Below are 11,895 nucleotides of genomic sequence, written 5' to 3' on the forward strand. Positions count from 1 at the left end.
GACCGCGACAACATCACGGCGAAACTCGGGTGGGTAGGGCTTGGGCATGATGACATCTTTCCAGTGAAGACGAAGCTCCACAGGTCAGGAGTCAAACAAACCGAGGGCAGTCCCGCCTGGCCCAAAGCCATCTCGCGGATTGAACGCGGCGCCACCCAAGATCGAGTCCTTTCTGAGCGCTACCGCGCATGGCTCGGTGAACAACCGAAAGTCAGTGCTTGACAACAATAGGAGCATCAAATTCCGCCCGCCGGTACTCTGAGGCTTTTGCTTCCAATACCGACAGCGGGATCGGCTCGGTCGCTGGCGTGTGCTCGAGCAAGTCCCACGCCGCCCGCGGCGTAGCTTGTTCGAGGGCTTGATGCGGTCGCCGGTTGTTGTAGTGCTCCCGGAAACGCTGGATCCGGACACGGAGATGCTCGAGAGTGGCCGGCCGGTCGGCGTCGAGGAAACGGATCAACGTCTGGTGGGAGCGCTCATTCTTGCCCTGTGTGGTGGGCTTGCCCGGCAGTCCGCTGATCGGCATGGTGCCTTTCGATGCCAGAAAGATCTCCACAGAGCCGATCGTGCCTGCGCGCAGCTGGTTGAACGCCAGCGAGTTATCCGATAACACTTCCTGGGGTGCCCCGCATGCGGCGATTGCCCGTTCGAGGACGTCCTTGGCATCAGCACTGTTCTCATGACGCGAATACGCGTCGGAGCCCACGTCGTATCGGCTTGCGTCGTCGCCACCGACGGGACCTTCCCTCCGGGGAACCCGCTGTCCATGGCCGCTTCGTAGTAGATCGAGCGGGGACCATAATCCCAGCCATCAGTCTTGAGCTGTTTGCGGATCTTCACCACCTCATTCACCACGACCTGCCCATAACGCCGGGCCGGGACCTTCGGGGCGCGGGAGCGTGGGTGCAGCGCAGCAGCAGCCTCGTGGACAGCTCGCCCGCGGATCTTGTAGAACATGCTCCGAGAGATCTTCAGAGAGCGACAGAACCCGATAATCGACAGCGCGTGAGGCTGGGTCGGATCGTAATTCATGATCGCGGCACGAGTCTGGGGTGAAAGAGAATTCGACATTCCCTAACTATCCCCGGCGCAAGTGTCTCCGATGCTGTGAGACATCGTGTCCACGATGTCATGAGATCGTGTGTCCACGATGCGCTGAGACAGGACACACGAAGCCATGAGAGCCGGCGTCCACGAAGTGCTGAGATCCACTGTCCACGATGTCACGCGATTACACACCACATCGCTGGACTAGGCGTACCATCAAGGGCTACTCGCCACAGCGCAATCTGGCACGCTTTTTCCACTCTCTCACTGGAGTGGCGGCGGCTCAGTCGCAGCGCTGCGAGAGCGGCATCGAAGCCTTGCTCCTCCACGGGCACCGCCTCGAAGATCCTGTTCACGATAGTCACCATGTGCGGGCCGACACGCGTCGCCCACGCCCGGATCCTGACGCTGTCCCACTCCCGATACTTCTTACCCTGAGGCTGGTCGGCATCGTTCGTGCGGTATTCGTTCACAACATGCTCACCAAACAAGAGGTGGCTGGTGAGCCGCTCATGATTGCGATAAACCTCCAGCACCTGGCTGGTGATGCGCAGATCCACGCCCTGCCCGATCTGCGCGTAGGGGGCGGAGTAGAAATTCTTCTCCCAAACCACATGCCCGTTCTTTTGAACCCGGCGCCCCATGATCCACCCGTTCTGCGAGGCGATCGCTGGGGGAAGGCGGTGCTCCCGGATCGCGATGAGGTCGCTGGCAGAGTCGCTGCCCATGCCCTTGTGCGGTAAGCTGTAATGTGGACTACGCATTGAGGCTCATGAAACTGCACGCAGTTCGTCGCATTTTCGTTTAATCGTAGGGACATACATTTGGGGGGTATCCGTGCGGCTAAGAGCGGATATGTGCATACATTTCAGCGGTCAAACTTCTGACAGCCTTCGTGGGTTGGCCGGTCGGCACAAATGACCGTTATTCATCTCTCTAAACCTCTGTCTGGATCGACTGACCAGCAGGAGTTGCGCGTACTTGTGATCGGCCTCAATTACCTGCCTGAACGCACGGGCATCGCTCCCTACACAAGCGCACTGGCGGGCGGGTTGCAAGCCCGTGGTATGAAGGTCGATGTTTTCTCGGCGCACCCGCACTATCCGGAGTGGCGCATTCACCCGGGGTTTGGCTCTTGGACCACGCACGACACCGTCGGCGGCGTTCCGGTTCGGCGGCTTCGGCATTATGTTCCGGCGCGTCCGAGCGGCGTGAAGCGCCTCCTCTCGGAGATTTCCTTCGGACTACGACTGGTTTTTTCGCGGTGGGACAAGCCTGACGTTGTCGTGATGGTTTCACCAGCGCTCTTTGCGAGTGCCATCGCGACACTGCGGATCCGTTTGGGGTGGCACAAGCCGGTCATCAACGTGTGGTTGCAAGATATCTACAGCCTGGGCATGACTGAGACCGGCATGGGTGGTGGGCTGGTTGCCCGCATTGTGACGTGGGTCGAGACAAAGACGCTGAAGGCGGCGGCGGGGGTCGTTGTCATTCACACGCGTTTCGCTGACTACGTGAGCGACAAGCTCGGGGTCGACGCGAATCGTGTTGAGGTTGTGCGCAACTGGACCCACTTTGACTCGGCACCGGTAGCGAACGTGCGCACCATCCGCAGCGCGCATGGCTGGGGTGCTGACGAGTCCGTGGTGTTGCACGCCGGCAACATGGGCGTGAAGCAGGGGCTTGAAAACGTCGTCAACGCGGCTCGGCTCGCCGACGAGCACCACTTGCCGCTTCGGTTTGTGCTGCTGGGCAACGGTAGTCAGCGTGACGAGCTGCGCACGCTGGCCGAGGGAATTGAACGCCTCGATTTCATCGACTCGCTCGAAGACGCGGAGTTTCAAGGTGCACTAAGCGCAGCGGACATCTTGCTGGTGAACGAGAAGCCGGGAGTGGCCGAGATGGCTGTGCCCAGCAAGCTCACGTCGTACTTCAACGCGGGGCGGCCGGTGATTGCGGCTACTGACCTGACCGGCATTACTGCCGATGAAATTGCGGCGGCGAACGCGGGACTCATCGTTCAGGCGGGGGATGCGCAGGCGATGGTCGACGCGGCCATGAGCTTGGCCGGTGATCCCACGGCCGCGGCGAGACTGGGCGCCAATGGGCTGCAATACCGCAACGAGGTGCTCGGCGAAGACGCAGCGATCGATCGCTATGCGAGTTGGTTGCGACAGCTTGCCGCAGAGAAAAAGTATGCGACCGTGGTGCGGTAACGTGGCCTAAAGCTCTTAGACTACCGAGGCTTTGTGAGGGTGCTCCTTCTCCTATATGGCGTGCCTTAGCAAGCAATCTAGTTATGTCGTCTCGTGCAGTGCTATCAGCGGTGTGCTGCGCAGCTCGAGGTCGCCGGCAAACGGCTCGGGGCCGAGCCAGGCAAAGCGCAGCACGGTGCTTTCTCCGGGCGCGAGCTCGATGGCAATGGTGCTCACCGGGTAGGTTGCGTCGGTGGCCGGATGGTATGGAACCTCGACGCTGTCTCGCGTGAGTCCGAGGTTCTGCAGCTCAGGGGTGCCGTAGGCCGAGACAACGGTCTTGATGCTGCCGAGCGGTACTCCGAAGGACCCCCCACCCGTGACATACCCAGGAAGGGCCGTGGTGGCATCGCTGGGTGCGGTCTTGGTGAGGGTCACCTCGAGCGCGTATTGCGGGCGCCGGTCTTCGCGACAGGTCTGCTGGCCGATGGCCGTTGTCATGTTGAGGTAGAGGTAGAGGTCCATTTTTACGCCGGTACCGTCGTTGAGATAAAGCCCGAATCGGTTCGTCTGGTCGTCGCTGAGCGGGCGCCCGTCGGATAGGGTAATGCCGGCGAGCACGGCCTGTTCGGCCTCGTCGGCATTCCAGACGAGCACGCGGTTTTCAGCACCGGCCCTAGCGAGGGCGGTGATGAGCTTGGTCGGGTCGGCGCGCCCGCTCTTGACAGCGTCAAAGACGGCACCAGCCGCGGCAGCGAAGAAGGCGTCCTGCTGGGCCGGCTCCTCATAGCGCGCGTAGACATCCCTCAGCAGTAGCTGCACGGCATTACCGGCGTTGAGCTCGTCCCCGGTGGCGAGAGTGATCGGGCCGGTAGCGTCGAGCAGGTAGCTGAGCGCGACCGGGTCGACTGAAAGCACCCCATTGGCCTCGACACCGAATTCGAGCCGCCACATTTCGCGGGCGAGGGCGCCAGTCTGAGCGAAGTCGGGGGTCATCGTGACGTCATGCATGAACTCCCCGGTAACGTCACCGAAGATGGATCGGATCTCGTCGCTGAGCGGCAGCACAGGAGCCTGGTATTGCTTAAACGAGGTTGACGTCGCCTGCTGCGTGAGTTCGATTGCGCCCTGATCGGTGTGCAACAGGGCCAGCGCGCCGGGGATGCCGCCGGACGAGCGCAGCTCGGCCGGGTTCTGAAACAGCAGAATGTAGTCGCGCGGTGCGTTCGCGCCGAGCATGGCCGGCAGCAGCGTGACGGCGCGGTTTAGTCCGTCGAGAGTTCCAGCCGTCTCGACGGTGACGGTCTGCAGCCGGGTGACCGCGCTGCGCACGACCTCAAGTACCTGGCCGGTCTCGATGGCGTCGACGTTGGTCGTTGCCCGGGCGAGCGCGTCGTGTGCTTTGGCAACCGGAGCCTGGGCGTCGAGCAGGGGCTGTAGAGCGATTGAGCCGTCGACGGGCTTCAAGTCGGTGAGGTCGAAACTGCCAGCGAGCTCGGCGAGCGGGGTCACGGCGTTCTGGGCGACGTCGTCTACGACGGCGGCGAGTTCGCGCACGACCTGCAGGTTCGGGCCGAGAAACGGCAGCAGCTCGAAGGTGCGCCAGACCGGGTCACTCGTGCGCGAACTGGCGGTCTGGGCATAATCGGCCAGCTCGGCGGCCGTGCGGCCCGCAGCGTCGGAGTCGCCGGCGATGACCTGGTCTTTGATCGTCGACGCTAGCGGCACGGCGGCTTCGAGGGCGTCCTTTGCCTGCAGAACGCGAATGCCTACCCAGGCGGTGGCCGCGACGACGACCATGAGCAGGCCGAGCACGGCGAGCCCGACGACCGTGCGGGTGCGGGTGCGGGTGCGACTACGGGTGCGCTTCGGGGGTGCGGCGTGCGCCGCGTGCGAAGAAGACATTGCCCTATTCAACCAGAGCGCGCGCATCGGTTAGGGCTGCACGCGAGTGCCGTCGGTGCGGGGCGGTTCGGCGCGCGAGAATGACGTCATCTCACTACGTGAATCGACGCCGTCGTGTGCCCCGAACTGGGGCGTGCGCGTTTCGGTAACGGGAAGGGTGTGCATCCGTGAGAAAATTCGGTCGGTAGGCTGGAACTGTCGAAATTGGCTGCCTGAAACGATGCAGCCAAAATCTAGGGGGACTTCATGGCGAAACGCGCTTTTATTACCGGAATCACGGGCCAGGACGGCTCGTACCTGGCTGAGCTGTTGCTCGCCAAGGGGTACGAGGTGCACGGGCTGATTCGGCGGGCATCCACTTTTAATACGTCGCGCATCGACCACCTCTATGTGGATCCGCACGACGAGGGCGCGAAGCTGTTTCTGCACTACGGCGATTTGAGTGACGGGTCGCGCCTGGTGACTCTGCTCGCCGAGATTCAGCCCGACGAGGTGTACAACCTGGCCGCGCAGTCGCACGTGCGGGTGTCGTTCGACGAGCCGGAGCACACCGCCGATACCACCGGTATGGGTACCATCCGGCTGCTCGAAGCGGTGCGCATGGCCGGCATTCAATGCAGGTTCTACCAGGCGTCGTCGTCGGAGATGTTCGGCGCCACCCCGCCGCCGCAGAACGAGCTCACGCCGTTCTACCCGCGTTCGCCCTACGGTGCCGCGAAGGTGTATAGCTACTGGATCACCAAGAATTATCGCGAGGCCTACGGCATGTTCGCTGTCAACGGCATTCTGTTCAACCACGAATCGCCGCGGCGCGGGGAGACCTTCGTTACGCGCAAGATCACCCGCGCCGTCGCTGCGATCAAGGCCGGCACGCAGGATCACGTGTACCTGGGCAACCTCGACAGCATTCGCGACTGGGGCTACGCCGCCGAGTACGTGGAGGGCATGTGGCGCATGCTGCAGGTCGATGAACCCGACGACTTCGTGCTGGCCACCGGCGGCAACTTCTCGGTGCGCGACTTCGTGGCCACCGCATTTGAGCACGTTGGCCTCGATTGGGAAAAGCACGTTCGCTTCGACGAACGTTACCTGCGTCCCACCGAAGTGGATGCCCTCGTCGGTGACGCCTCCCACGCTGAGGACAAGTTGGGGTGGAAGGCCACCGTCGATACCGCCGAGCTGGCCCGCATCATGGTCGACGCCGACATTGCCGCGCTGGAGTATGCCGGCGGCAAGTGGATCGATCAGGTGAAGCTCGCCAGCTGGGGCACGCTCGAGCCCGTGGGAGTGGGCGCGTGACCGCTTCTGTCGGTGACGACCGCGACCAGGTTGAGTTCACGCCGGGGCCGCTGGATCGCAACGCGCGGTTCTATGTGGCCGGGCACCGCGGGCTCGTGGGGTCGGCTATTTGGCGGTGCCTGCAAGGCGAGGAATTTACTGATCTGGTGGGGCAAACATCCGCTGAGCTGGATCTGAAGGATCGCGCGGCGGTGTTCGCTTTTTTCGCTGCGACCAAGCCGCGGTACGTAGTGCTGGCGGCGGCGAAGGTGGGCGGCATTCTGGCCAACAGCACGTATCCGGTGGAGTTTCTCAGCGACAACCTGCGCATTCAGGTGAACGTGCTCGACGCCGCCCTCGAACACGGGGTGGAGCGCCTGCTGTTCCTCGGCTCGTCGTGCATTTATCCGAAGCTGGCGAAGCAGCCGATCACCGAGGACGCCCTGCTAACCGGCTACCTGGAGCCGACGAACGATGCCTATGCAATCGCGAAGATTGCGGGCATTCTGCAGATTCAGGCGGTTCGGCGCCAGCATGGGCTGGCCTGGATCTCGGCGATGCCGACGAACCTGTATGGGCCGGGGGACAACTTCTCTGTGACGGGGTCGCACGTGTTGCCGGCGTTGATTCGTCGGTATGACGATGCGGTGTCTGCCGGTTCAGCTTCGGTGACGAACTGGGGCACAGGAACGCCACGGCGGGAGTTCCTGCACGTGGACGACATGGCCGAGGCCTGCCTGCACCTCATGGAGCACTACGACGGTCCGCAGCAAGTGAATGTGGGTACCGGGCGCGACGTGACGATCGCCGAGATTGCGGAGTCGGTGGCGCGAGTCGTCGGGTTCACGGGAGAGACGCTGTGGGACTCGTCGAAGCCCGACGGCACACCGCAGAAGCTGCTGGACGTGTCGAAGCTGGCTGGTGCGGGGTGGACGGCCCGGATTGAGCTCGAGGACGGGCTGCGGTCGACGGTGGAGTGGTATCACGCGAACGCTGGGGCGCTGCGGGAGTAACCGGAGCATTCGATAGTCCCTGACGAGTAACCGTCAACGACGGGATTCGTAGCCCGGGTCGAGGAACGATGCATTCCCAAGCGAGGGATGTGCGCCTATTGTCTCGGTATGTCTGATCCCTCGGATCTTCCGCTTCTGTTTCATGCGCCCCCGACGTGGCCGATGCCTACGGTGGAGTGGATCGGCGGCCACCAAGCCTGGCAGCCCCCGCCCGGCTGGGTTCCTCCCGTGCTGGGAGCGGTGCCGGCGCCGGCCGGCTGGGTGTTCTGGAGCGAGAGCGAGGTGGGCTGGCCTAGGTTTGCCCACCGGCTGTTCTTCGCAACCAAGCGGTCATTCTGGTTGTGGTGTGCAATATTCGTCAGTGGGGTGATTCTCACTGACTGGGGTGCAACCTCAGGAATCGGCCAATACGCGGTGGTCTGGGTGGCAATCGGCATCGGCGTGATCGGCACGGGCGTGGTCGGGATGGGCGGCGCTGCAATTGATTTGCGCAAAATTCGAGCGGGGATGATTGACCTGCTGCGGGAAAGTGCCTGGGAGGTGCAGCAGTCCACCGAGCGAGACGACTATCAGGCCTATCTGCAGCGATTTCGGGGTAACCAATGACCCCCGAGGCGGCTGCGGCCATACTAAACGTTGACGTCTTCGCCTCGAAAGCTGAGGTAGAGAAGGCATTCAAGCGTGGAGCTCGGCTCTCGCACCCCGATCGATTCGCCGGTGGATCTCCCGATCAACTCAAAGCCGCAAGCGTGGAATTTATTCGCATCGCTGAGGCCAAAGCGGTTCTATTGGATTGGATAGCGGAGCGCGCGGCGCGCGCCGCGGCAGCGTCGCAGGCCGCGGCGTCGCAACCGTCGGGGTGGTCGACCGGGCAGGCGTCAGCGCCGTCGACGCCGGGGTGGTCGTCAGCGGAGCCATCTGCTGGTGCTGGGCCGTCGGAGCGGCCTCTGAGTTTTGACGAATACTTGGCAGCTCGGGAGTTTATGGCGTGGAACCAGAACCCCGATTCGGCGACGGCGACAGCGACTTCGTCTCGGCCGGGAGCGGAACCGGGAGCGCGGGAGCCGGCGCCGATTCGGCGATTCCGGCTCTGGCTGGCTTTCGGCGCCACCCTCGGAACCGGAGCGGTGATTCTTGTGGCGGTAATGCTCGTGCTCGCGTACGTCGACGGGGTCGGCAGCGAATCACATTCCGGTTCGGATATCTACAGCCGCGTTGTTCAAAAACAGGTTGCGGCCGAGGTGACGACGGCTTCGGAATGCACGGAGGGCTCACGGTGCTGGGTGTGGGAGCTGACTCCACAAGATGACTGTGCTCAAGCGACGCTGGGCATCAGTCTTTTTTCGGAGAGCAAGGATGAGTTGCGATCGGTGACGATTTTCATGCAGTTCACGGCGGGAGAGAGTATTATCGTGGCCGTGCCGGCTGAGGCTGACGGTGAAATTTATGCCAGCATTCAGCAGATGCGGTGTTCGACCGGGTAGCAGGATGGTTTGTCGAACCCGCAGGGGCGCGGGCTGCCGGTGGACCGCGGTGGCGGCATCCGCTCGTGCGGACTGCATCGGGAACGACCGCGTTAGCGGCGGCGGTCGTCGAGCAGGTGGGAGTCGATGCGTTCGTACATGGCATCGAGCGGGGTGCTGAGGTGCCGGGCGAGCCACCGGTGAAACGAGGTGAGGGGGAAGCGCATGCGGGTGCACCTTCAAAGCCGAAACTGCATCGGGTACGTGCACCGACCGGGTGGCAGAACACGACAGATTCGCGAGGTAAGCGCGTCTCCGTAGTGCGAAGGTAGCCTGCCCGGCGGCGATTAGCGAGGATTAGTCAGTAATTCTCCGCCGTGTCACGGGCGTGGACGTGACGGGGTGGATTTTTCGAGGCCGCGCCGCCTGGTCGTATGGGGATCTCGACAAGCTCGATCAGCGGCGGGGTGCGGCCGGCCTGAGACGCGGCTGCGGCATCCGCTTGCGTGGGGTGGTTAGAAGGCGCCGTCGCGGCCTAGTACGGCGCGGGCGGTGCGCCAGAGAATGACGAGGTCGCCGGTGAGGGACCAGTTCTCGACGTAGTAGAGGTCGAGGCGCACGGTTTCGTCCCAGGTGAGGTTGGAGCGGCCGCTCACCTGCCAGAGGCCGGTGATGCCGGGCTTGACGAGAAAGCGGCGGTGCACGTGCAGCTCGTATTCGCTGACCTCGGTCTCGAGGGGCGGGCGGGGGCCGACCAGTGACATTGATCCACGCATTACGTTGAACAGCTGTGGTAGCTCGTCGAGGCTGTAGCGGCGCAGAAACCGGCCGACGCGCGTGACGCGGGGGTCGTTCTGCATCTTGAACATGACCGAATTACCAACCACGCGTGGAGAGTCTTGCAATGCGGCCAGGCGAGCTTCGGCATCCGCTACCATCGACCGAAACTTGAGCATCTTGAAGAGGTGACCGTTGTGACCGACGCGTTGCTGGCTGAACAGCACTGGGCCGGGGCCGCTGAACCGCACGGCCAAGGCGATGGCCGCGAGGGCGGGGGAAAGGGCGACGATGAGCAGGGCGGACGTGACGATGTCGAAGGCGCGCTTGGTGTAGAGGGTGTGGCCTTCGTACCGGGGGGTTTCCACGTGAATGAGCGGCAGGCCGGCGACGGGCCGCGTGTGAATGCGGGGGCCGCCCACGTCAATGAGGCGCGGCACCATGATGAGGTGGTGGCGGCCGGGCTCAAGGCTCCAGCTGAGTTCACGCGTGCGGGTGGGGGAAATGTCGTCACTGCTGGTGATGATGACCGTGTCGGCGTCGAAGGAGTCGAGGGCGGTGTGCACGTCGTCGATGTCGCCGACGATAGGAACGGTGCCGCCGGGCAGGTAGGTGGCGCTAGGGCCGGAGGTGACGCAAGCGCCCACGACGAGGTAGCCGGCGCCGAGGCGGGTTCTCAGCTCAGCGGCGATGCGGGCGGACGATTCCTGGGTGCCGATCAGAATGACGCGGGAGGTGAATTGCCCGCGGGAGCGCTGCGCGACGAGCCACTGGCGCCACATCCAGCGCGAAAAAATGAGCACAACGATACCGAGCGGGAAAGCCAGAAGAATGTAGCCGCGGGCCACGTCGATCTTGAAGAGGTACGCGACGATGGCGAGCAAGCCGAACAGGCGGATTGACGCTCCGGCGATAAGTTTGTACTCGTCGAAGCCGGTGCCGAGCACGCGGTCGTTGCGGGTGCCGTAGATGCTGAGCGCGGACATCCAGGCGGCGATGAGAATGACCGACACCGAGGTGTAGGAGACGGCGAGGCCGCTCGAGCGCACTTTGAGGTTGGCGCTATCGAAGCCGAACCAGGCGATCTGAACGCCGAAGACCACCCAGAGAAGCACGAGAAAGTCGCTGAGGGTGAGGCGGGCCGAGTAAACGGCGTGCCAGTCGCGGGATGATTTGGTGTAGGTGCGCGTGCGTGTCGTGTTCGACATATGGCCACCTCCCCCGAGTGTGCGGAGATTTGCCGCTCTAATAGTTTACATAAATGGGTTTTCCCCATTGAGGGGGTATTTCTACGACAGAAGTTTCGAGGCTTCGGGACACACCTCTGAAGAGATGGCGTCGGTGTGGGAGTTCACATCAGCGGCGGAGGGACCGCCGCGATCGTGCGGCGCCAGTCGGGCTGACCATCCCGCATCCGTTCTGCTCGATCTCACCTCGAACTGGCCGGTGGTCAACGGTGCGGCGGCGGCGGCGATGATGATGAACGACAAGGCGTCTACGCAAGCGTGGGCTCGGGCGATTTGTGAGCGACACGGTGACGTGCTGGATGGCCTCTATCACCAGTCCACGATCAATAACGAGCCCCTCGTTACCCTATTTAGCCGCACAGAGAGGGTCTCCGCCTTCCCCGCGCGCGTTCGTTTCAGCGCACGGCTCAGTGATGCCACGGCCGACGAGATCGTGGCCCAGGCCACGAAGAACCTGGGCTACGCCTCGCTGTAGCTGGGTGCGCCGCCCATCGGTGGGCATCCGTTGAGTCCCAGCCATCCCGCATCCGCTTTACGGGCGCACAGAGCCTTCTGCACGCTTGCGTCGCACTGCCGACGTGGTGACGAGGGTCAGCCCGAGCAGGAGCGCGGCGCTTCCGCCCGAAATCGCCAGCACGGAGGCGTCATAGCCCGTGGAGGCGAGCCCGACGTAGCCCACGTAGGCTGGTTTGGAGCCGACATACCCCTCATCCGGGGGCACGACGACACGGGTCACCTTGGGGCTCGGACCGTCACTGGGAACATACGTGACAGCGGATGCCGCGGCCGGCACCGCGAAGACGGCCAGCGTGGCCAGGGCTGTGATTGCAAAGAGTTTCTTGAGCATGGGAATTTCCTGTCAGAACGATCGGGTCGGCACGAATCGAAGCGGGGTATGCCTCGAATGACTCAAACCGTAGTGGTCTGCACCGTAGATATCTACGGGTTCATGACAATTTCTCACTGAAGG

General features: G+C 63.2%; 11 protein-coding genes and 1 pseudogene. 7 read left to right on the plus strand and 5 right to left on the minus strand.

The features are described 5' to 3' along the window. Window positions 1-222: hypothetical protein (locus BLS91_RS20370; RefSeq protein WP_208859939.1), on the plus strand; the 222-nt coding region annotated here is incomplete at its 5' end. 31 nt (window positions 223-253) lie between these two features. Here the strand turns inward: BLS91_RS20370 and BLS91_RS20795 are convergent. Together BLS91_RS20795 and BLS91_RS16255 are read right to left on the minus strand one after the other, a co-directional pair. Continuing rightward, a pseudogene (locus BLS91_RS20795) lies at window positions 254-1,071 on the minus strand (integrase core domain-containing protein); the annotation flags it as partial. Between the two features lie 152 nt (window positions 1,072-1,223). Continuing rightward, window positions 1,224-1,775, minus strand: coding sequence for a Mu transposase domain-containing protein (locus BLS91_RS16255; protein WP_092341806.1), 552 nt, complete (start codon window positions 1,773-1,775; stop codon window positions 1,224-1,226). A 255-nt stretch (window positions 1,776-2,030) separates the two neighbouring features. Here BLS91_RS16255 and BLS91_RS16260 point away from each other — a divergent pair, with 255 nt between their 5' ends. After that, a complete protein-coding gene (locus BLS91_RS16260; protein ID WP_241983107.1) occupies window positions 2,031-3,263 on the plus strand; it encodes a glycosyltransferase family 4 protein in 1,233 nt (410 codons plus the stop codon). A gap of 81 nt (window positions 3,264-3,344) precedes the next feature. Here the strand turns inward: BLS91_RS16260 and BLS91_RS16265 are convergent, their stop codons facing one another. Beyond that, a complete protein-coding gene (locus BLS91_RS16265; protein ID WP_159433881.1) occupies window positions 3,345-5,147 on the minus strand; it encodes a DUF4012 domain-containing protein in 1,803 nt (600 codons plus the stop codon). 246 nt (window positions 5,148-5,393) lie between these two features. Between BLS91_RS16265 and gmd the strand changes: the two genes are divergently transcribed. From gmd to BLS91_RS19735, 4 genes are all read left to right on the plus strand, one after another. Further along, complete coding sequence (gene gmd, locus BLS91_RS16270; RefSeq protein WP_092341809.1) at window positions 5,394-6,446, plus strand: GDP-mannose 4,6-dehydratase; 1,053 nt, start codon at window positions 5,394-5,396, stop codon at window positions 6,444-6,446. Further along, the gene (locus BLS91_RS16275; RefSeq protein WP_092341810.1) at window positions 6,443-7,438 is read left to right on the plus strand and encodes a GDP-L-fucose synthase family protein; all 996 of its coding nucleotides are present in this window, start codon (window positions 6,443-6,445) and stop codon (window positions 7,436-7,438) included. The genes gmd and BLS91_RS16275 overlap by 4 nt, the downstream gene beginning before the upstream one ends. Window positions 7,439-7,546: 108 nt before the next feature. Further along, window positions 7,547-8,044, plus strand: a complete 498-nt coding sequence (locus tag BLS91_RS16280) for a hypothetical protein (RefSeq protein WP_134505260.1) — start codon at window positions 7,547-7,549, stop codon at window positions 8,042-8,044. Further along, window positions 8,041-8,922: a J domain-containing protein gene (locus tag BLS91_RS19735; protein WP_134505259.1), complete on the plus strand. Its 882-nt coding sequence runs from the start codon at window positions 8,041-8,043 to the stop codon at window positions 8,920-8,922. Before BLS91_RS16280 ends, BLS91_RS19735 begins: the two co-directional genes overlap by 4 nt. A 494-nt stretch (window positions 8,923-9,416) precedes the next feature. Here BLS91_RS19735 and BLS91_RS16290 read toward each other — a convergent pair whose 3' ends face one another. Further along, window positions 9,417-10,886 carry a sugar transferase gene (locus BLS91_RS16290; RefSeq protein WP_092341813.1) on the minus strand — a complete coding sequence of 490 codons (1,470 nt, stop codon included), beginning with the start codon at window positions 10,884-10,886 and terminating at the stop codon, window positions 9,417-9,419. A 133-nt stretch (window positions 10,887-11,019) separates the two neighbouring features. On the opposite strand from BLS91_RS16290, the gene BLS91_RS16295 reads away from it, so the two are divergent. Next, window positions 11,020-11,400, plus strand: a complete 381-nt coding sequence (locus BLS91_RS16295; RefSeq protein WP_134505258.1) for a hypothetical protein — start codon at window positions 11,020-11,022, stop codon at window positions 11,398-11,400. Between the two features lie 57 nt (window positions 11,401-11,457). Here the strand turns inward: BLS91_RS16295 and BLS91_RS16300 are convergent, their stop codons facing one another. Continuing rightward, a complete protein-coding gene (locus BLS91_RS16300) occupies window positions 11,458-11,772 on the minus strand; it encodes a hypothetical protein (protein WP_092341815.1) in 315 nt (104 codons plus the stop codon). Window positions 11,773-11,895 lie beyond the last annotated feature (123 nt).

Origin of the sequence: Cryobacterium flavum, from assembly GCF_900103805.1 — a bacterium.
GTDB lineage: Bacteria > Actinomycetota > Actinomycetes > Actinomycetales > Microbacteriaceae > Cryobacterium > Cryobacterium flavum.

Excerpts from the sequence above, each read along its gene's own strand:
- BLS91_RS16290 (WP_092341813.1), bottom strand. The coding sequence starts at position 10,886 with ATGTCGAACACGACACGCACGCGCACCTACACCAAATCATCCCGCGAC.
- BLS91_RS16255 (WP_092341806.1), bottom strand. The coding sequence starts at position 1,775 with ATGGGCAGCGACTCTGCCAGCGACCTCATCGCGATCCGGGAGCACCGC.
- BLS91_RS16265 (WP_159433881.1), bottom strand. The coding sequence starts at position 5,147 with ATGTCTTCTTCGCACGCGGCGCACGCCGCACCCCCGAAGCGCACCCGT.
- BLS91_RS16300 (WP_092341815.1), bottom strand. The coding sequence starts at position 11,772 with ATGCTCAAGAAACTCTTTGCAATCACAGCCCTGGCCACGCTGGCCGTC.
- gmd (WP_092341809.1), top strand. The coding sequence starts at position 5,394 with ATGGCGAAACGCGCTTTTATTACCGGAATCACGGGCCAGGACGGCTCG.
- BLS91_RS16280 (WP_134505260.1), top strand. The coding sequence starts at position 7,547 with ATGTCTGATCCCTCGGATCTTCCGCTTCTGTTTCATGCGCCCCCGACG.
- BLS91_RS19735 (WP_134505259.1), top strand. The coding sequence starts at position 8,041 with ATGACCCCCGAGGCGGCTGCGGCCATACTAAACGTTGACGTCTTCGCC.